Here is an 18,729-nt window from a genome sequence, read left to right as displayed (position 1 = left end):
ATCGGTTATTCCAAGAAATCTTTTAAGCGCTTGCTTCTGCTTGGATGACGAAGTTTGCGCAGGGCCTTTGCCTCGATTTGACGAATCCGCTCACGCGTCACGCCAAATACTTTCCCCACTTCCTCCAGTGTACGAGTGCGTCCATCGTCGAGACCAAATCGCAGGCGCAATACGTTTTCTTCTCTATCCGTCAACGTGTCCAGCACGTCTTCCAACTGTTCCTTTAACAGCTCGTAAGCCGCGGCATCAGATGGCTCTAGTGCATCCTGATCCTCGATAAAATCACCCAGATGGGAATCGTCCTCTTCCCCGATCGGCGTCTCCAGCGATACCGGCTCTTGGGCAATTTTCATGATTTCCCTCACCTTTTCCGGTGTGAGATCCATTTTTTCCGCGATTTCTTCTGGCATTGGCTCGCGGCCCAGCTCTTGCAGCAGCTGACGAGATACACGTATCAGCTTGTTAATGGTTTCCACCATATGCACAGGAATCCGAATCGTACGCGCCTGGTCAGCAATCGCACGGGTAATAGCCTGACGGATCCACCATGTCGCATACGTACTGAACTTGTAGCCTTTGCGGTAATCAAATTTTTCCACCGCTTTGATCAAACCCATGTTTCCTTCTTGAATCAAATCGAGGAACAGCATGCCGCGACCTACATAACGCTTCGCAATGGAAACCACCAGACGAAGGTTGGCTTCAGCCAATCGGCGCTTCGCTTCCTCATCCCCTTGTTCGATACGCTGAGCCAGTTTAATCTCCTCTTCAGCGGAAAGCAGAGGCACACGACCGATTTCTTTCAGGTACATTCTTACAGGGTCATTGATCTTGATTCCAGGTGGAACAGAGAGATCGTCAAAATCGAATTCTTCGTTGTCCTCGTCCTTCATGATCATTCGATCGACTTCTTCATCGTCGTCTTCGTTCTCATTGTTGTTTATTTCAATGCCTTGATCACCCAGGTATTCAAAAAACTCATCGATTTGATCAGAATCCTGCTCAAAACCAGAGAGGCGATCTGTAATTTCCTTGTAAGACAACGCACCACGCTTTTTACCTAATTCGACCAATTGTTCCTTCACTTGTTCGATGGACATAGCTTCCATGTCAGAAGTGATGTTTTGTTTGTTCATCTACTATCCCTCCTTCCCCGGGAATGATCTGATGCTACCCTTCTTTTAAAGCATTTTCCAATTCAAGAATCTTCATCCCTATGATGGCTGCTTGAATTTCCAGTTGTTTGCGCGCATCCTCGCTGTCCGCTGCGGCCGCTTGGAGGTGTAAGCTCCGCTGCTCTTCGCGCAATCGTTCCAACTCGGCACGCTTCGGGTAGTTATTCACTTGTTTGATGTAGTCGCCGATCTCTAAATCAGATACGTCTTCCTTATACTCCATCATGGCCAATCCCGAGGCTAATTGCTTTAACGATTCGTCTTGCACGTAATGTATAAACTTTCCAGGGTCTTCCGTGTTTCCCTCTGCATAGTAAGCATACAGGTAGGCTGAAAGCGCATCATGTTCGTCCACTTGAAAGTGTGCGTTGCATTCCTGCTGAACGCGAAAGGCAAGTTCTGCATTTCGCATCATGTAAAACAGCAGCTTGCGCTCAGCCGTGTGATAAGCGGGTGGCAGTGTTTTCGCGAGCGTAACTTTGCCATTATTTATACTATTATTCCATGCTGGCGACACTTTATCCCTTTGGCGCTCACTTTTTTGCTGTTTATACGCGCGTTTTGACTCCCATTTTAAATCGCCGAGAGTCAGGGAGTATTCTTCTGCCAATTGCCGCTGATACAAGTCCCTTTCTACCGGGCTGTCCAGTTCGTTGATGATTTCTACCGCCTTTGCAATCAGGCGCGTTTTATCTGTCTCATCATTTATTACGTACTGGCTCCGCAAATGTTTCAGTCGGAACGCTGTCACTGGCATTGCCTGCAACAAAACTTGCTGAGAAAACGCTTCGGCCCCATGCTGGCGAATGTAATCATCCGGGTCTACCCCCTGTGGGAGCGGAGCCACCCTTACGATCAAACCCGCCTGCTGCAAAACATGAATCGCCTTGCTTGTTGCTTCCTGACCTGCTGCATCTCCGTCATAGCAGAGTACTACCGATTCCACATTCCGCCGTAGGATTCGGGCCTGCTGCTCGGTCAGAGCTGTTCCTAACGTGGCGACACCTTGCATAAAGCCCGCCTGCCACGCTGACACCACATCCACATATCCTTCAAACAGCAATGCCTGCTTTCGCTTGCGCATAGTCGAGCGAGCCCGATGAAGATTGAAGAGGGTGGCGCTTTTGTTAAACAGGAGGCTTTCCGGACTATTCAAATACTTGGGTTGCGACGACCTGGGCCCCGTGTTGTCCAATAGTCTTCCACCAAATCCGATGACATGTCCCTGTGAATCATGAATGGGAAACATGACCCGCCCACGGAAACGGTCGAACACTTTTCCGGCCTCACTTTTCGCAAGCAAGCCTGCTTCTACCATCAAATCCTGTGAGAAGCTCCGTTTCTTTAAAAACTGTGTCACGAAATCCCACGAATCCGGGGCAAACCCAATTTGATACTCGGTTAACGTCTGACTGGACATTCCTCGTTTGGTGAGGTATTTCATTGCTTCCACACCATAGGGAGTCTCCGTCAGTACGTAGTGGTAAAGCTTTGAAACAAGCTCATGAGCTTCTAGCATCGCTTGCTTCGCCCGTTTTTCTGGAGATGCCTCTTCTTGTGGCGGCTTGGGCACATCGATTCCGGCACGTTCTGCCAGTTTGTGAAGTGCCTCCGGGAACGTCAGCTGCTCCAATTTCATCAGAAAGGAGAAAACATCCCCACCTGCTCCACAGCCAAAGCAATGAAAAAACTGTCGCTCCGCATTCACGTTAAAGGAAGGACTCTTCTCAGAGTGAAATGGACATAGACCGAGAAAGGCACGACCGCTTTTTCTCAGCTGTACATACTCTCCTACAACGTCTACGATGTCGACAGCGGCACGCACTTGGTTAACAAACTCATCAGAAGTGTGACCAGCCATCACTATCCACCTTTTCAGGAGAATCGAACGACGAGATTATTTAGTTCGTCAAAATTCGTCATTTTCCTTCTTGTGATCGCACTTCTTTTCTTCATTTCTACTTTTCCACATTTCCGCATGCAATAAACGCTCGTCACAAGGCAAGATCGTGATTCCTGCCCTACTCGTTTTCTACAAAAACCGCCATTTTCCTTCTTTTGGCCTATTTCTTTTCGTTCCGGAGGTTGTTTTTGCGAATCATCTCCAGAATGATGTTGGCCGTCTCTTCCACTGCCTTTTTCGAAACATCGATGACCGGGCAGCCTAAGCGTTCAATAATTTTGTTCGAATAAGCAAGTTCTTCCGCGATCCTATCCAGATTTGCGTAATTCGCTTGTGACGTCAAACCCAGCGCTTTCAGCCGCTCGGTACGGATGCCGTTCAGCTGCTCTGGATTGATCGTCAGCCCAATACAGCGCTCAGGAGGCAATTGGAACAGCTCCTCTGGCGGCTCCACTTCAGGAACCAGCGGCACATTTGCCACTTTCAGCCGCTTGTTGGCCAAGTACATAGAAAGCGGTGTTTTCGATGTGCGGGAGACCCCGATCAAAACAACGTCAGCACGAAGCAATCCACGCGGGTCACGTCCGTCATCGTATTTCACGGCAAATTCAATCGCGTCCACTTTGCGGAAATACTCCTCGTCCAAACGCCGAACCAGTCCAGGCTTGCCTGTTGGCGGCTCTTTCAGCATGCTTTGCAGCGTATGCATGAGTGGCCCCATGACATCAATGGCTGGGATTCCGTGCAGAGCCGCTTGCTTCGTAATGTAGGCATTCAGCTCGGGAATGACTAGCGTAAAAACGATCATTGCTTTGGACTCTTTTGCGGAAGCAATGATCTCGTCGATGGATTCTTTATCTTCTATGTAGGGATACTTCTGTACATCAATCAAAAAACGGTCAAACTGACTAGCACCAGCGCGAACAACAAGCTCGGCGGTTTCACCGATCGAGTCTGAAACTACGTAGATGAGCTGTCCTTGTTGATTTCCTTGCATTGCTTCTCCTCCTACACTTTCGGTTCGCTGCCCAATTCTACAAACGCTTTGGCGATCGTTGTCTTCGTGACTCTACCTGTCAGCTCCATGAATTTGGGGTCATCCTCGCTGGGACGAACCACTGGCAGGGAATCAATCTGGAAGTCGATCAGCTTTTTGGCTGCTGCATACAGTGTTTCCTCAGGAGCACAGGTGATGATATTGGGCATTCGTGACATGATGATGCTGACCGGTACATCCTCCAGCGTCTTGTTGCCAAGAGAGGCACGCAGCAAGTCTTTTCTGGAGATGACACCTGCCAGGTAGCCCTTCTGATTCACGACAAACAACGTCCCTACGTCCTCGAGAAAAAGCGTTACGATCGCATCGTATGCAGAGGCTGATTCGGACACAACGATGGGAACCGCCTTGTAATCATTGACGAGAAGCTTGTGAAGCCGTTCACTTATGACCGAGCTGGCTGGTCTCCCCGCATAAAAATACCCGACCCGAGGCCTGGCTTCTAAATAACCTGACATGGTGAGGATGGAAAGATCGGGCCGCAGCGTCGCACGGGTCAGATTCAATCGATCTGCGATATGCTCGCCTGTAATCGGACCTTCATCCTTCACTATCTGTAAGATTTGCTCTTGTCGTTTGGTGAGCTCGATGACCAATCACCCCGGTTTACGTCTGTTTACCTCTTCCTAGTATTACTCTATTCGACCGGATATTCCTTCTTTCGCATGGAAAAAAGGTACCTCCGCCAGTATATGGACGAAGGCACCCGGTGATTCTCACTCTATTTCTAGTAAGAAATATCTTTTTTCTTAGGCAAATACAAGCTTGGAAAAATCAGCATAAGCGAAAATGAGTCGAGAGAGACGCAGCAGCAAGCCCAGTCTGTTTGCCCGCACCGCTTGATCCTCCGCCATGACCATGACTTTATCGAAGAACGCCTTGATCGGCTCGCGCAGGATTGCCAGCGTTGCCAGTGCCTTCTCCTGATCTTTCAGACCCGCTACTTCCTGTTGTACGGACAGGTACGCCTGATACAAGCCACGCTCCACGTCCTCCACAAACAAAGCTTCGTCTACTTGATCCGCTTCGGCTTTTTGCGCCAGATTGTTTACACGGTTGAACTGCTCCACGATGAGCTTGAACTCCTCGTCACTTACAGCTGTCATCAGCGCTTTTGCTTTTGCCAAAATTTCTGGCACATAGGACAGGTCCGCAGACAGGACAGCATCGACTACATCGTAGCGCACGCCGTTTTCTTGCAGAACGTTTTTCAAACGAAGGCCAAAGAAGTCGACCAGATCCTTCTTCACTTCTTCAACCGTGCGCTTGTTCACACCTTGAGCTGCATACGTCTCGAGAGTTGCATCCCATAGCTGATCCAATGAAAGCTGCCAGCCTCGCTCCAGCAAAATGGTAACGATACCTGCTGCCATTCGGCGCAATCCGTATGGGTCTTGAGAACCAGTCGGCACGATGCCGATGGAGAAGATCCCGATGATCGTGTCCAGCTTATCCGCCAGGCTCACAATCGCTCCTTGCGCGGATTTCGGCGTCAGGTCACCTGCGAAGCGCGGCAGGTAGTGCTCAAATACACCGCCAGCAACGATCTCGTTTTCCCCTGCTTTGCGGGCGTAGTCTTCACCCATAATACCTTGCAGCTCAGGGAACTCGCCAACCATGTTGGTCACCAGGTCGAATTTGGCTATTTCTGCGATTCGATCGACTTGCTTTGCCTCTTCCTGACTCACACCCAGCTTTTCTGCGATTTGAGCAGCCGTTTTGCGAACACGGCGTACTTTGTCTCCGATCGTTCCCAGCTCTTCGTGGAAAACGATGGTTTCCAGACGTTTTAGGCAGTTTTCAATCGGGAGCTTTTGGTCTTCTACATAGAAGAAGCGAGCATCAGAGAGACGTGCACGAAGCACCTTTTCATTTCCTTTTGCTACGTTTTCCAGCGCACGGCTATCACCGTTGCGTACCGTTACGAAGTGGTTCAACAGTTGGCCTTGTGCGTTTTCCACAGGGAAGTAGCGCTGGTGCTCACGCATGGAGGTTACCAGAACCTCGCGCGGGATCGTCAGGAACTCTTCTTCAAATGTTCCGTACAGGGCAGTAGGATACTCAACCAGATGCACGACCTCGTCCAGCAGCCCTTCGTCCATCGGGATTTTCCAGCCATTTTCCTGTTCCATCCGGCGAATCTGCTCCACGATCGTGGCACGGCGCTCTTCCGGATTGACCATTACATGCTGTTCAGCGAGCTTGCTTGCATATTCAGCAGGCGAGTTGATTTCAACATCTGTGCCTAGGAAACGGTGACCACGGGAGATTCGGCCGCTTTTTACACCAGCAATCTCCAATTCAATGACCTCTTCCCCAAACAATGCTACCATCCAGCGAATCGGACGAACGTATTTCAGATCGTTTGCGCCCCAGCGCATATTTTTCGGAAAGTTCATCCCGGCAATGACGTCTGCGAGCTGCGGCAGAAGCGTCTTGGTTTCTTTTCCTGCTTCTGATTTGCGCGCATGCACGTATTCCACGCCATTCACGTCTTTGAAGTACAATTGATCTGGTTCTACTCCGTTGCTGCGGGCAAAGCCCAGTGCCGCTTTCGACCAGTTCCCGGCTTCATCCTGGGCGATCTTGCGTGCAGGACCTTTCGCTTCGTCATTGCGATCTGGCTGCTTTTCTGCAAGGCCATGGATCAATACAGCAAAACGACGCGGCGATTCCATCGAGATGATTTGATCAAAGGGGATACGCTCTGCTGCCAACCATTTTTCCACTTTTTCTTTCAACTGCGCTGCTGCCAAAGCGACGAAGCGAGCAGGCATTTCTTCGAGACCGACTTCCAAAAGCAAATCGCGCTTACTCATTCGAATTCTCTCCCTTCTCCACAACCGCACCATTGTTTCCTTTTTGCAAAAGCGGGAAGCCCAGTCTTTCACGCTCGGCGTAGTAGGTCTGTGCCACTTCACGAGATAGGTTGCGTACACGAGCGATGTAGCCTGCACGCTCGGTCACGGAGATAACGCCTCGCGCATCCAGAAGGTTAAAGGTATGAGAGCATTTCAGCACGTAATCGTAAGCTGGATAAACCAGGCGTTCTTTCATGAGACGCTTGGCTTCAGCTTCATAGGTGTTGTACAGATTGAACAGCATGTCCACGTCAGACAGCTCAAAGGTATATTTGGAATGCTCGTATTCCGGCTGAAGGAACACGTCACCATAGGTGTAGCCGTTCACCCATTCCAGGTCGAACACGTTTTCTTTTTCTTGAATGTAGGAAGCAAGGCGCTCCAGTCCGTAAGTCAACTCGACGGCTACCGGTTTGCACTCCAGACCGCCCACCTGCTGGAAGTACGTAAACTGGGTGATCTCCATCCCATCGAGCCATACTTCCCAACCGAGGCCCCATGCGCCAAGGCCAGGATGCTCCCAGTTGTCTTCTACGAAGCGAATGTCGTGCTCCAATGGCTCAATGCCCAGCTGGCGCAAGCTGTCCAGGTACAGCTCCTGGATGTTGTCAGGCGACGGCTTCATGATCACTTGGAATTGATGATGCTGGTACAGACGGTTTGGGTTTTCTCCGTAACGTCCGTCTGCCGGGCGACGGGAAGGCTCTACGTAAGCTACGTTCCACGGCTCAGGACCGATGGAGCGCAGGAATGTCATAGGATTGAGCGTACCTGCCCCTTTTTCTACGTCATACGGCTGTACGATCAGGCAATTTTGTTTTGCCCAAAAGTTTTGCAGCGTCAAAATGATGTCTTGAAACGTCATCTTCATGCTCTTTCCTCCTCAAATAATAAAAACCCCTCGTCGCCTACACCGTCTACTTGCGACAGTGTAGGGACGAGAGGATTCTCGCGGTTCCACCCTACTTGGCGAAAAAAGCTTCCGCCCACCTTGGATTATGCATTGCTCCAGAACGCCCTTCATCAGCTTGGTGACCGGGCTTACACTATCCCCGGTTCGCTAACACATCCAGCGGCCGACTACTCTTTTCCTTCATGGCAACATTCGGTATCAAGTTTGGTAATTATCATAACGAAAAGACAAACGGATGTCAATTACTCGCTGTCTTTCATCGGCAGCCGTTCCATCCGCTCCAGTTGTTCCAGAAACGAACGACTTTTCAGGCGAAGATCGAGATGCTCATCCATAAAGCTGCGCAGTACATGCTTGAGCTGATTGCGCGTCGCAGGCTTCACTTCGATATCCCCCAGCCGCTCCAAATCAAAAACCTGAAACAGCCGCAGCAGCTTCCAGGTCGAGGGTGTCACCGCTAACGCATATGGATCTGCAGGCAGGCAAACAGGGCACAAAAGGCCTCCTTGCGAGACACTGATCGCATAAGGCTCCCTCTGCGCACCACAGTTTGCACACGCGGAAAGTTGTGGCGAGATCCCTGCCACGATCAGCATCTTCGTTTCAAAGATGCGACAGAGGATCTCCGCATCCCGCCCTTCGTCCAAATATCGAAATGTATGGAGAAGCAGCTGAAACAGATACGGATTGGGCTCTCGCTCATGTGTCAGTCGATCCAACAGCTCTGCTATGTACGCGGCATAAGCCGTCGCACCCAGGCTTTGCCGCAGGTCCCGGAACGATTCCATGATGTCTCCCTGCGAGAGATCAGGCATACCTGTACCGGGTCCAGCTTTGCATAGATAGTACCCATGTGAAAACAATTGGGAGACGGCTGCCAGTCGGCTCTTGGTCTTTTTGGCTCCGCGCGCCATCAGACCCAGCTTGCCGTTCTCCCGGGTAAACAACGTCACCACTTTGCTGGACTCGCCATAGTCCACACTACGGATGACAATTCCTTCCCACTTTACAAGCATGCCTGCGAGTCACCCAATTCTTCCTGGGCGAGATCAAAGGAGGCCTCCTCGACAGCACCATCCGTTTGATGGTGATCCCGGTAGAGAAGGTACGCATGGATGTCACCGGTTGAAGCGAAAACTCTCCAAGAAAAGTCACGAAGCATGGAGCATCATCCTTTCCTATATCGGGTCTATCCACTTCCTTCTTAGAATCACCTTAGCCCGTTTTTCTATGCCTTGGAAAAATTAACACGTATAAAGCTCGTCCTATTCTTCGTTGTAAAAACCGAAATTGCGCAGCATCCGCTCCTGGTTTCGCCAGTCCTTCTTCACCTTGATCCACAGCTCCAAGAAGACCTGGTCCCCCATTAGCCGCTCAATGTCCTTGCGCGCACGGCGCCCGATCTCTTTGAGCATTTGACCTTTTTCGCCGATGAGGATACCTCGCTGGGAATCACGTTCTACGTAGATAGCTGCGTAGATGTACAAAGTCTTGCCGTTTTCCCCACGCTTCATTTCCTCAATCACGACAGCGATCGAGTGCGGTACCTCTTCCCTCGTCAAGTGTAGTACCTTTTCACGAATCAGCTCAGCTGCTACAAAGCGCTCGGGATGATCCGTCACCTGATCAGCTGGGTAGAACATCGGACCTTCTTCCATCTCGCCCATGATAGCTTGCATCAAAGAATTGGTATTGTTGCCTTCGAGAGCGGAAATCGGCACGATCTGCTTGAAATCATAAAGCTTGCGATAGTCGTCGATGATCGGCAGAAGCGCTTCCGGATGTACCTTGTCGATCTTGTTGATGACGAGGAAGACTGGTGTTTTTACCTGTTTCAGACGCTCGATGATATACTCATCTCCCGCCCCGCGTTTCTCCGTCGCATCCACAACAAACAAAACGAGATCAACTTCGTTCAGCGTATTTTCCGCTACGGTCACCATGTAGTTGCCCAATTTCGACTGCGGCTTGTGAATCCCTGGTGTATCGAGGAAGATGATCTGCCCATCCTCTGTCGTATGGACAGCCGTAATTTTGTTGCGTGTTGTCTGCGGCTTATTGGACATGATAGCGATTTTATGACCTACCACATGGTTCAGCAGTGTCGATTTTCCAACATTCGGCCGTCCCACAATAGAGACGAAGCCGGATTTAAAGCTTTTCTTGGTCTTGCGGTTATCCACGTAAATCCTCCTTGGTGAACGCCCCTGGAAGCAGGGCAGATATAGTCGTTTCCCAAACATCTCCGTTCAGGTTTGTTAAATAAACAGGCATTTCAGGCGGGCACAGCTCCGCCATCACTTGACGGCAAGCACCGCACGGAGACACTGCTTTTGGAGTATCTGCCGCTACTGCGAGTGCTTTGTACTGTTTATCCCCCTCGGAATATGCCTTAAACAAAGCCGTGCGCTCTGCACAGTTGCACAGAGAATACGCCGCATTCTCAATATTGCCGCCCAGATAGACTTTGCCTTCCTCTGTCAGGAGTGCAGCCCCCACTTGGAATTGGGAATACGGCACATAGGCGCGCTTTCGAGCTTCTATGGCTTGCTTCATCAATGCTTGTTTATCCATTCTCATCATTCCTCATATCGGTATTCTCTAACACCTAGGAGACACCAAGAGACCAGACTTCTTTCTCTTGGTAGAGGAAAGCATCTGGTCCATAGTAGTCTGATCATGCCATATTTTCAAGAAAGAAACCACTCTAACATTTTTTCATACAGTGGAGGTCCGAAAATAAAGCACCCAATCACCACTGACGCGATGGCTGCCACGAGAACGGCACCCGCTCCGACATCCTTGGCAATCTTGGCTTTGGCGTGCCAATCCGGCGAGGCCAGATCCACCGCTGCTTCGATCGCTGTGTTGACCAGCTCCAAGGATGTGACCAGCCCGATAGAAAAAAAGACCAGCAAAACATCGCTGCGTGGAATTTGCAGCCACCAAGCCGCCGCCAGCACGAGGAGAGCGGCAGCTACGTGGATTTGCATGTTTCGCTGTGTCTTCACGGTATAAACAATCCCTTGCCAGGCGCAGGAAAAACTACGCATCAAGCGACTCCACTCTTTCACTGCCATCGCCTACCTCGTCAAGCCAATTTGCTCCAATACCGCATCTTGACGGGAAAACATTTCTTTCTCTTCTTCTTCGCTGCCGTGGTCGTACCCTAACAGGTGCAGAAAGCCATGCACAGCGAGAAAGCCCAATTCTCTTTCCAAAGAATGCCCGTAGTCTTCTGCCTGCTCCTTTGCTTTTGGGAGCGAGATAATGATGTCTCCGAGCATGTTCGGGAAGTCTTCGAGATCACTCTCATCCAGAAAGATTTCCATCTCGCCTTCACCCGGCTCATTCATGGCAAAGGACAAAACATCTGTTGGCCGATCAACATCCCGATAGTCGCGATTCAACTCGTGAATCCGCTCGTTGCTTACAATCGTCACAACGACTTCTCCACTCACGTCCTCGTGCACAGCAGCCGCCTCGAGGCTTTTTACAATCAAGCTTTGCAAATGTTCATCGATCGGTTCGATATCTTCATGAAGAATTTCTACAGATAGCACAGATGCCTAATCTCCTTTATCCAAAACAATTTATCCATAATTGTGCTCGACTTCTTCTTTCGCATACGCTTGGATAATCTTCTGTACCAGGCTATGCCGCACGACATCCCCTTCTTGAAAATGGATGAAGGCCACATCCGCGATCGGGCTCAGAATGCGCTGGGCTTCCCTCAGGCCAGACTTTTTGCCTTTTGGCAAGTCAACCTGGGTAACGTCACCCGTGATTACCATTTTCGAGCCAAAGCCGAGACGAGTTAAAAACATTTTCATTTGCTCGGGAGTGGTGTTTTGCGCTTCGTCCAAAATGACAAAAGAGTCTTCCAACGTACGGCCACGCATATACGCCAGTGGAGCGACCTCGATCAGCCCTCTCTCCATCATCTTGGCCACCTGCTCATTGCCTAGCATGTCATACAAGGCATCGTAGAGAGGCCGCAAATACGGATCGACCTTTTCCTGCAAATCCCCAGGTAAAAATCCGAGACTTTCTCCTGCTTCCACAGCCGGTCTGGTCAAAACAATCCGTTTTACCCGAGCATTCTTCAATGCATTAACCGCTGTGACAACAGCTAGGTACGTCTTCCCAGTTCCAGCTGGTCCGATTCCAAAAACGATGTCTTTCTTTTTGATCGCCGACAAATAGTGACGCTGCCCTAGCGTTTTGGCACGAATGAGCTTCCCGCGTTGGGTTCGGGCTACTTCTTCGTCATAGACGTCCAGCAATTGGGCTGCATCTCCCTGGTTCGTGAGCATCATCGCATACGAGATGTCACGCTCGGACAAGGCAATCCCTCTGCGGATCAGCTGCAGCAGTATGCCGACCAATTCAGCCAGCTTATCCACCTCAGGCTTGTCGCCAGAAATCACGAGCTCGCCTTCGCGCGTCATGATTTTGGCAGAGCTTTTCTCTTCGATCAATGTTAAGTACGCGTCGTGTGGTCCGAACAACAGCAAGGCCTCAGATGCGTCTGCAAATGGGATTCTTACCTCATCTTGTAGGTGCAACAGGCTTCCATCTCCTTGCAATGATTATCAGCAATCCATCACGGCTTGCCAGCATCGGCAGGCGGCTGCGGTGCTCCCACAATCGGCTGTTCAACGGCAATATCCTCAATGACGGAAAAATGAATGCTCAAGTAAACTTTACCATTCTCTGTAGTGACGTGCAAAACTTTTTCGTCTGAAATCTCCGCATCCTTACCCGCTTTCCTCAAGATGTCCTCTCTGGCAAAGCGTTTCGCGATCTCGGTCGCTTCCTCCACACTTAGCTTGCGCTGGATAGGTTCTGTCTCCGCAGTATGAACGGTCTTCCACCCAATCGGAGAGGTGTACCCTGCGTAGGAAGGAATAAAGCGCGATTCCGTACTCTCCGCATGGACAAAAGTCTCTTTGTTGAATGGCCATACCTGGACAGCGTAAGGCCCAACAAGCAAGTATTGCTGCTCCTGATTTTCACCGGTTAAGCGGTACATGTTTTGCGTCAAGGGAACAGACGTTTCACTGACATACCATACTTCTCCACGTACAGTCCCTCGCGCGGAAACGACCTGCTGACGCGTTTCATTTCCGATTATCCCTGAAATGAGGACCTGTCCTTTTTCAACCAGCTGGTTGATCGTCACATGACTCTTCCCAACCTCTGGCAATATCTTGGTTATAACGGCACGTTTTTTTGCGACCAAATGGCGTGGACTTGTCGGCAGTGGCTTGACAGGGGCATCCTTTTCAACCACCTGCAGCTGCACCTTGGTTCCTTGGAAATCGATTCCCACCCACGTCACTTCCGGAAGCAAGCTCATCAGCTCTTTTTGCAAAACCAGTGGTTCCTTTAGTTTGACCTTCCATGCCCCTTCTTTAATCCCAACTTGTTCGGCAGCGAGCAGAACCTTTTGCGGATCCATGTGACGTGTGCCCGTGACCTCTACCGACCAAACAAACGAAGAGAGCATGTACAATCCGAGAAAAAAAAGAGAAGCGCCTATAGCCAGTCCTGCTCGCCTGCGAAGACGAATGAACCAGAACGGCAGTCCCCCTCGCCCCTCTACATGGCTGCGACAGCCTGTCTCCCTGAGCAACGGCCGCAGCCGGAAATAATCCCGAATCAGAATATCGCAGCGAGTCAAATCCTCACCGACCCGGCGGATGTTCCAGATGCGAATCCCATCTCGGATCGCCATATTCAACAAGCGCTCAAACCGCTTCCCTCGCACTGTGATGGTGACGTGTCCGTCTATCCACTCTTTCAGCCCGTTTCGCATGTGACTTCCCGCCCTTTCAAGTGTTACGAGCCCTGCGGCCCGGTTTCCAGAAATTTTACGCCCCCGATCCTGCCTTCTAGGAGCACTTCCTCGGGCAAGATGGCTCGTATCACGAGCTGCTCGCCAGATACGATCATCTGTCCATTCGTCAACAACAAGCGGAGCTCTTTTTCACTGAAGTGGAGAACTCCACGGTGATTCTCTATGTACATTTGCAAATGGCCGATCATCGTGATGCGCGGGACTTCCAGGACAACATCCTGCGGCAGCTCCAAAACCCCTCCCGCCAGTTGGCGCAGACGGCGGCTCCAACGCTTCATGGATAAGCCCCCTCTCTTACTAGCGCTACTGCGCCGAATATACTTTCCAATGGCCGTGCAAAACCGTTCTTACCTATGCGTATGCGGCTGACGAAGGTGGCATTCATGAAAAGAAAAAAGACCCTAACCGTCACGATTTCTCGTGCAACAAGGGCCTTTGTCAGCTATTGATCATCTTTAAGAGGTAGGTTTTCCATTTCGTTTCGAGAGAGTGCTTTCCATTTTTTCATGACGCGTTTCACTTTTTCCGCTGTGCAGCCGCAAGCTATCGCTGTCTCATAGACCGATTTCTTTTCTTCATACACGCATCGGATGACCTTTTGACGAAAACTCCCCATTTTTTCAAAAGCTTGTTGATTCATCGCTTGTCCACTACCCCTCATCCCGATTGGAAGATATTTCTATATAATCAGAATAGTCAACCGCAGGATGTGACACAAGACAAGATATTCGTGTTCTTTCGACACTTTTCTGTATCAGCTTGCTATTTTCTTCGCGCCTTTCGCCTACCAAAAAAGAGACAGGCAGACCCGCAGGCCCACCCGTCTCTCTACTCATTTCTTATACGTGCCTATTTCTTGCAGCAGGTGTCCCATGTGGAGCTTTCGCACGAGGCTCGCCAAAAATGATTGCCCACTTCATCCCTTCACGAGGATCCATGTGAGGTGCCGTAGGTTCTGCTTCGCTCTGCACCTCAGCTTGCACAGGCTTTTTGCGCTCTGCTGCGGCCTTTCTTTCATCGTCGCTCTCAGCAAAAGCCCACTCCTGCTCGACACCTACGCCTTCCATCGACTCGGAAGCGATTGGTTCGTATTTGGAAGAGGCACGAACGATTTGGCGCTCTTCCGGTGGTGCGGTGTTCGGATATCCACCGCTTTCCACAGGGGTCAATTGACGGCGAGGCTTTCCTTGTGCCATCTTCTTGGCACCTTTTCCAAAAAACTTGTAGCCGATCAGCGCCACGATGAGAAGCCAAAACTTGCCGATCAGTGGAATAACCCAGCCCAGGAGATCAAAAAGCAGATCAAGGAGTGCGTCCATGGCGGTCGCCCTTATTCCTGTCCGTTAGGCGGTGTATTCTTTTGCTTGTCGCCCGGCTGTCCAAAGGATTGGCGCATTTGCGTATCAGCAGCAATGTTTTGCATGTTGTAGTAATCCATGACTCCCATTTTGCCGCTGGTCAATGCTTCTGCGAGTGCAAGAGGTACTTGCGCCTCCGCTTCCACAACCTTCGCCTTCATTTCCTGTACGCGGGCTTTCATTTCCTGCTCCTGGGCTACTGCCATTGCACGGCGCTCTTCCGCTTTTGCCTGAGCAATTCGCTTGTCAGCTTCTGCTTGGTCTGTTTGCAGCTGTGCACCAATGTTTTTGCCGACATCGACGTCTGCAATATCAATGGAAAGAATTTCAAAAGCTGTTCCTGCATCCAATCCTTTGTTCAATACGGTTTTGGAAATCAGATCCGGGTTCTCCAGAACGTCTTTGTGACTGTTGGAGGAACCGATGGTAGAGACGATCCCTTCCCCTACACGGGCGATGATTGTTTCTTCCCCGGCACCACCGACCAGGCGGTCAATATTCGCACGTACTGTCACTTTTGCTTTCGTGCGCAGTTCAATCCCGTCTTTGGCCATCGCGGCCACAATCGGCGTCTCGATGACTTTCGGGTTTACGCTCATTTGTACTGCTTCCAGCACATCGCGTCCTGCCAGGTCAATGGCAGCCGCACGTTCGAAGCCCAGAGGAATATCTGCGCGCTGTGCCGCAACGAGAGCATCTACGACACGGTCTACGTTACCACCTGCGAGATAGTGACTCTCCAGCTGGTTCGTATCCAGCTCGAGACCAGCCTTGCGGGCCTTAATGAGCGGATTTACGATCCGGGATGGAATAACGCGACGCAGTCTCATCGCAACAAGTGTAATGATTCCGATCCGCACGCCCGAAGCCAATGCTGAAATCCACAGCATGACGGGAACGAACGAGAAAAATATAGATAGGACAACAATGGCGACTGCCACCATGAAAATAAGTGGTATCAATCCGCTTTCTAGCATAATCCGATCACTCCTTTAGTTCTAGTTCTTGCACCACGACGCGTGTGCCCTCGACCTGGACAACAATGACAGGCGTACCTGCCGCCACATATCCGCCAACCGTTACAGCGTCGACTCGTTTACCTTCTACCTTTACCATCCCTGCAGGACGTAATGGCGTGAGCGCAATCCCTTCCTTGTTGAGCAATTCACGCTGATCTTTTGGTGCAACGTAGCCTTCTTCGTTTCGCTGTACATCTCCCAGAATGAATTTGTTGAACAATCCCTTCACCCCAAATCGTTTCACGAGCAGGAGCGTGACGATCACCGTGATTACCGCGGCGATGCCAAGCGATGCGAGTCCCTGCTGCGTATCATAGGCTGCCATCACCAAGCCAGTGACGATACTGATGAATCCGAGAGCTCCGACGATACCACCTGGTAGAAAAATTTCCATAATCATAAGCAGGATCCCGATGACGAACAGTCCAATATGGAGCCAGTTGGCAAATCCAGCAACGAAATGACCAAAGAAATACAATCCAAAAGACACCAACGATATCGTTCCGGCAACACCAAATCCGGGCGCAAAAAGCTCTACAACGATCCCGACAAGCCCAATGACCAAGAGCAGGCTCATGACGACTGGGCTGGTCACCCATCTGGCAACACGTTCGCCTGCTGTCGGATCGATGCTTTGTACAGCGGAAGCGTTCACACCTAATTGACGAAACAGCTCTTCCTTGTTGGCGACGACCCGGTCCGCATACCCTACGTTCTGAGCCGTCTGGGCGTCCAGCGAGAGCACCGTCCCCTTTGGCTTTAATCCAGGGAACTCGGTGTCAATCTCCACCATCGCCCGAGCCACTTCCGGATTGCGCTTATTTAGCTTGGCAGCACCCTGCATTTGCTCGGACCATGCGGAGATGACTTTAATATCTGCTGCATTCCCCGCCAAATCGATCGGCGTAGCGGCTCCCATACTGCTGCCTGGCGTCATCACGATTTCATTCGCGTTCAAGGCAATGTAGGTCCCCGCTGAAAACGCCTGATTGTCTATATAAGCGACCACATGCATCGGTGCCTCACGGATGAGCTGCCCGATCTCTCCTGCTGCTCTGACTTCACCACCCGGTGTATTGATATCCAGGATGACTAGATCAGCCTGCTGCTGCTCTGCCTCAAGAAACGCTCGCTTCAGAAAGCTTTCCAGTCCGCGTTCAATCGTGTTGTCCACCGGAATCCAGAAAGCTTTCTGGTAAGAGGCAGCCTTTGCTGTTTGCATGGAAGCGAACATCATGAGTCCAGTAAGCAAGCTGAGCAGTGATAACCAGAACCGAATGCGGCGAATGGATGGTCGTGCGGCTGCTGTATTCATCTCTTCTCCCCCCTCTCTACCTATCAGCTTCCACGAATGGCTACTATGGTATACGAAAGGGGGCAGGAAACGTTTCATTTTTATGCGTCCCGATCCCCAAAAAGAAAAAACCCAACCGCAAACGGCTGGGTTTTTTCTATTCGTATCTATATGAGGTGTTACTCGTCTACGTTGGTAGTTCCTCAGATACAATCTTCTGCACGAGGTTTCCGTCTGCTCTGCCTTTCACTTTCGGCATGATCGCACCCATTACTTTGCCCATCTCTTTTTTCGAGGAGGCATTCGTGGCTGCAATCGCTTCCCGAACGATATCACGAACTTCTTGTTCGCTTAGCTGAGCGGGTAAGTAAGCGGCGAGCACGTCAATCTCTTCGCGCGCTTTCGAGGCAAGGTCATCCCGGCCTGCCTTTTCAAATTCGTGGAGGGATTCACGGCGTTGTTTTAACTCACGAGTCAAGATGGTCAGCACTTCGTCGTCAGACAAAAGTCTGCCTTTGTTAATCTCTTCGTTCTTTAACGCGGCTTTCACCATGCGAATAACAGAGAGTTTTAGAGCAGCTCTGTCCTTCATTGCTTGCTTCATATCTTGATCGAGTCGCTCCATTACACTCATGATGGGCCCTCCGTCAATTAAAACTTGCGCTTGCGAGCTGCTTCGGATTTCTTCTTGCGCTTGATGCTTGGCTTCTCAAAGTGGCGACGTTTACGGAGTTCCGCCATCACCCCGGATTTTGCGCTCTCACGCTTGAAGCGGCGAAGTGCGCTATCCAAAGACTCGTTTTTCTTGACTCGAATTTCTGCCATTTGTCTTCCCTCCCTCCGCTAAAACCGTGGGACGCCTGAATCGAACGTACGAACAGACTGTCACACTTCATTATAGGATAATTAACTAAAGAAGGTCAACCTTTAGTTCATTTTTCTTCCTGAAATCCGGCAAGAAAATGATAGTGAATGTGGAAAACTTCCTGTCCACCTTCTTTACCGCAGTTGTTGATCAACCGAAATCCTTTGAGTCCAAGCTTGTTTGCCAGCTTCTGAGCGACGACATGAATATGGCCGATCAGTGGCAAATCCTCTTCCTGGACGTCCATGAGCGTAGCAATGGGCTTGCGTGGAATGATCAACAGATGCACCGGGGCTTTCGGAGCAATATCATGAATCACGATGACCTGTTCGTCCTCATATTCTACACGAGCCGGGATTTCTTTTTCCATAATTCTCGTAAAAATACTTTTTTCCATCTCAAATCACCTTTCGTTTCCGTA

22 protein-coding genes are annotated in these 18,729 nt (G+C 50.5%); all 22 read right to left on the bottom strand.

The genetic code is table 11. The annotated features are described in order from the left end of the window. Positions 1 to 5 precede the first annotated feature (5 nt). The 22 genes from rpoD to EDM55_RS28970 all read right to left on the bottom strand — a co-directional run bounded on the left by rpoD (position 6) and on the right by EDM55_RS28970 (position 18,705). A complete protein-coding gene (gene rpoD, locus EDM55_RS29075) occupies positions 6 to 1,136 on the bottom strand; it encodes an RNA polymerase sigma factor RpoD (protein WP_092268974.1) in 1,131 nt (376 codons plus the stop codon). 34 nt (positions 1,137 to 1,170) lie between these two features. Then, positions 1,171 to 3,036: a DNA primase gene (gene dnaG / locus EDM55_RS29070; protein ID WP_122962034.1), complete on the bottom strand. Its 1,866-nt coding sequence runs from the start codon at positions 3,034 to 3,036 to the stop codon at positions 1,171 to 1,173. A 202-nt stretch (positions 3,037 to 3,238) separates the two neighbouring features. Further along, a complete protein-coding gene (locus EDM55_RS29065) occupies positions 3,239 to 4,075 on the bottom strand; it encodes a pyruvate, water dikinase regulatory protein (protein WP_092268978.1) in 837 nt (278 codons plus the stop codon). A gap of 11 nt (positions 4,076 to 4,086) precedes the next feature. After that, positions 4,087 to 4,731 carry a transcriptional regulator CcpN gene (gene ccpN, locus EDM55_RS29060; RefSeq protein WP_092268980.1) on the bottom strand — a complete coding sequence of 215 codons (645 nt, stop codon included), beginning with the start codon at positions 4,729 to 4,731 and terminating at the stop codon, positions 4,087 to 4,089. A 153-nt stretch (positions 4,732 to 4,884) separates the two neighbouring features. Beyond that, complete coding sequence (gene glyS / locus EDM55_RS29055) at positions 4,885 to 6,954, bottom strand: glycine--tRNA ligase subunit beta (protein WP_122962033.1); 2,070 nt, start codon at positions 6,952 to 6,954, stop codon at positions 4,885 to 4,887. Continuing rightward, the gene (gene glyQ / locus EDM55_RS29050; RefSeq protein WP_092268984.1) at positions 6,947 to 7,867 is read right to left on the bottom strand and encodes a glycine--tRNA ligase subunit alpha; all 921 of its coding nucleotides are present in this window, start codon (positions 7,865 to 7,867) and stop codon (positions 6,947 to 6,949) included. Before glyQ ends, glyS begins: the two co-directional genes overlap by 8 nt. A 284-nt stretch (positions 7,868 to 8,151) precedes the next feature. Further along, positions 8,152 to 8,925, bottom strand: a complete 774-nt coding sequence (gene recO, locus EDM55_RS29045) for a DNA repair protein RecO (RefSeq protein WP_122962032.1) — start codon at positions 8,923 to 8,925, stop codon at positions 8,152 to 8,154. Then, positions 8,916 to 9,071, bottom strand: a complete 156-nt coding sequence (locus EDM55_RS29040; RefSeq protein ID WP_092268988.1) for a YqzL family protein — start codon at positions 9,069 to 9,071, stop codon at positions 8,916 to 8,918. The genes recO and EDM55_RS29040 overlap by 10 nt, the downstream gene beginning before the upstream one ends. A gap of 103 nt (positions 9,072 to 9,174) precedes the next feature. After that, positions 9,175 to 10,092 carry a GTPase Era gene (gene era, locus EDM55_RS29035; protein WP_092268991.1) on the bottom strand — a complete coding sequence of 306 codons (918 nt, stop codon included), beginning with the start codon at positions 10,090 to 10,092 and terminating at the stop codon, positions 9,175 to 9,177. Continuing rightward, positions 10,085 to 10,483, bottom strand: coding sequence for a cytidine deaminase (locus EDM55_RS29030; RefSeq protein ID WP_122962031.1), 399 nt, complete (start codon positions 10,481 to 10,483; stop codon positions 10,085 to 10,087). Before EDM55_RS29030 ends, era begins: the two co-directional genes overlap by 8 nt. Positions 10,484 to 10,599: 116 nt before the next feature. Then, positions 10,600 to 10,983 carry a diacylglycerol kinase family protein gene (locus tag EDM55_RS29025; protein WP_122962042.1) on the bottom strand — a complete coding sequence of 128 codons (384 nt, stop codon included), beginning with the start codon at positions 10,981 to 10,983 and terminating at the stop codon, positions 10,600 to 10,602. Between the two features lie 9 nt (positions 10,984 to 10,992). Continuing rightward, the gene (gene ybeY / locus EDM55_RS29020) at positions 10,993 to 11,472 is read right to left on the bottom strand and encodes an rRNA maturation RNase YbeY (protein ID WP_092268996.1); all 480 of its coding nucleotides are present in this window, start codon (positions 11,470 to 11,472) and stop codon (positions 10,993 to 10,995) included. Between the two features lie 30 nt (positions 11,473 to 11,502). Next, on the bottom strand, positions 11,503 to 12,477 hold the full coding sequence (locus EDM55_RS29015; protein ID WP_092268998.1) for a PhoH family protein: 975 nt from the start codon (positions 12,475 to 12,477) through the stop codon (positions 11,503 to 11,505). 38 nt (positions 12,478 to 12,515) lie between these two features. Then, positions 12,516 to 13,730, bottom strand: coding sequence for a sporulation protein YqfD (gene yqfD, locus EDM55_RS29010; RefSeq protein ID WP_092269000.1), 1,215 nt, complete (start codon positions 13,728 to 13,730; stop codon positions 12,516 to 12,518). A 23-nt stretch (positions 13,731 to 13,753) separates the two neighbouring features. After that, complete coding sequence (gene yqfC, locus EDM55_RS29005; RefSeq protein ID WP_055743267.1) at positions 13,754 to 14,050, bottom strand: sporulation protein YqfC; 297 nt, start codon at positions 14,048 to 14,050, stop codon at positions 13,754 to 13,756. Between the two features lie 164 nt (positions 14,051 to 14,214). After that, positions 14,215 to 14,412, bottom strand: coding sequence for a sigma-70 family RNA polymerase sigma factor (locus EDM55_RS29000; RefSeq protein WP_122962030.1), 198 nt, complete (start codon positions 14,410 to 14,412; stop codon positions 14,215 to 14,217). Positions 14,413 to 14,611: 199 nt separating this feature from the next. After that, positions 14,612 to 15,091 (bottom strand): hypothetical protein, encoded by a 480-nt coding sequence (locus EDM55_RS28995; RefSeq protein ID WP_122962029.1) that lies wholly within the window; start codon positions 15,089 to 15,091, stop codon positions 14,612 to 14,614. Positions 15,092 to 15,102: 11 nt separating this feature from the next. Then, a complete protein-coding gene (floA, locus tag EDM55_RS28990) occupies positions 15,103 to 16,107 on the bottom strand; it encodes a flotillin-like protein FloA (RefSeq protein ID WP_092269006.1) in 1,005 nt (334 codons plus the stop codon). A gap of 7 nt (positions 16,108 to 16,114) precedes the next feature. Beyond that, positions 16,115 to 17,464 (bottom strand): NfeD family protein, encoded by a 1,350-nt coding sequence (locus EDM55_RS28985; RefSeq protein WP_122962028.1) that lies wholly within the window; start codon positions 17,462 to 17,464, stop codon positions 16,115 to 16,117. 166 nt (positions 17,465 to 17,630) lie between these two features. Next, positions 17,631 to 18,077 (bottom strand): GatB/YqeY domain-containing protein, encoded by a 447-nt coding sequence (locus tag EDM55_RS28980; protein ID WP_092269010.1) that lies wholly within the window; start codon positions 18,075 to 18,077, stop codon positions 17,631 to 17,633. 17 nt (positions 18,078 to 18,094) lie between these two features. Then, entirely contained in the window at positions 18,095 to 18,268 is a 174-nt protein-coding gene (gene rpsU, locus EDM55_RS28975) for a 30S ribosomal protein S21 (RefSeq protein ID WP_007727630.1), read from the bottom strand. A gap of 107 nt (positions 18,269 to 18,375) precedes the next feature. Beyond that, on the bottom strand, positions 18,376 to 18,705 hold the full coding sequence (locus tag EDM55_RS28970) for a histidine triad nucleotide-binding protein (protein ID WP_092269012.1): 330 nt from the start codon (positions 18,703 to 18,705) through the stop codon (positions 18,376 to 18,378). Positions 18,706 to 18,729: the final 24 nt, after the last annotated feature.

Origin of the sequence: Brevibacillus centrosporus, assembly GCF_003710815.1 — a bacterium.
Classification (GTDB): Bacteria; Bacillota; Bacilli; order Brevibacillales; family Brevibacillaceae; genus Brevibacillus; species Brevibacillus centrosporus.
Note: the sequence above shows the minus strand (reverse complement) of the source record. Positions and strands in the feature narration are given on the sequence as shown.

What these genes read in the sequence shown, in the direction of transcription:
- rpoD (WP_092268974.1), bottom strand. Translation starts at nt 1,136, where the DNA reads ATGAACAAACAAAACATCACTTCTGACATGGAAGCTATGTCCATCGAA.
- dnaG (WP_122962034.1), bottom strand. Translation starts at nt 3,036, where the DNA reads ATGGCTGGTCACACTTCTGATGAGTTTGTTAACCAAGTGCGTGCCGCT.
- EDM55_RS29065 (WP_092268978.1), bottom strand. Translation starts at nt 4,075, where the DNA reads ATGCAAGGAAATCAACAAGGACAGCTCATCTACGTAGTTTCAGACTCG.
- glyS (WP_122962033.1), bottom strand. Translation starts at nt 6,954, where the DNA reads ATGAGTAAGCGCGATTTGCTTTTGGAAGTCGGTCTCGAAGAAATGCCT.
- glyQ (WP_092268984.1), bottom strand. Translation starts at nt 7,867, where the DNA reads ATGAAGATGACGTTTCAAGACATCATTTTGACGCTGCAAAACTTTTGG.
- recO (WP_122962032.1), bottom strand. Translation starts at nt 8,925, where the DNA reads ATGCTTGTAAAGTGGGAAGGAATTGTCATCCGTAGTGTGGACTATGGC.
- EDM55_RS29040 (WP_092268988.1), bottom strand. Translation starts at nt 9,071, where the DNA reads ATGCTTCGTGACTTTTCTTGGAGAGTTTTCGCTTCAACCGGTGACATC.
- EDM55_RS29030 (WP_122962031.1), bottom strand. Translation starts at nt 10,483, where the DNA reads ATGGATAAACAAGCATTGATGAAGCAAGCCATAGAAGCTCGAAAGCGC.
- yqfD (WP_092269000.1), bottom strand. Translation starts at nt 13,730, where the DNA reads ATGCGAAACGGGCTGAAAGAGTGGATAGACGGACACGTCACCATCACA.
- yqfC (WP_055743267.1), bottom strand. Translation starts at nt 14,050, where the DNA reads ATGAAGCGTTGGAGCCGCCGTCTGCGCCAACTGGCGGGAGGGGTTTTG.
- EDM55_RS29000 (WP_122962030.1), bottom strand. Translation starts at nt 14,412, where the DNA reads ATGAATCAACAAGCTTTTGAAAAAATGGGGAGTTTTCGTCAAAAGGTC.
- EDM55_RS28995 (WP_122962029.1), bottom strand. Translation starts at nt 15,091, where the DNA reads ATGGACGCACTCCTTGATCTGCTTTTTGATCTCCTGGGCTGGGTTATT.
- floA (WP_092269006.1), bottom strand. Translation starts at nt 16,107, where the DNA reads ATGCTAGAAAGCGGATTGATACCACTTATTTTCATGGTGGCAGTCGCC.
- EDM55_RS28985 (WP_122962028.1), bottom strand. Translation starts at nt 17,464, where the DNA reads ATGAATACAGCAGCCGCACGACCATCCATTCGCCGCATTCGGTTCTGG.
- EDM55_RS28980 (WP_092269010.1), bottom strand. Translation starts at nt 18,077, where the DNA reads ATGAGTGTAATGGAGCGACTCGATCAAGATATGAAGCAAGCAATGAAG.
- rpsU (WP_007727630.1), bottom strand. Translation starts at nt 18,268, where the DNA reads ATGGCAGAAATTCGAGTCAAGAAAAACGAGTCTTTGGATAGCGCACTT.
- EDM55_RS28970 (WP_092269012.1), bottom strand. Translation starts at nt 18,705, where the DNA reads ATGGAAAAAAGTATTTTTACGAGAATTATGGAAAAAGAAATCCCGGCT.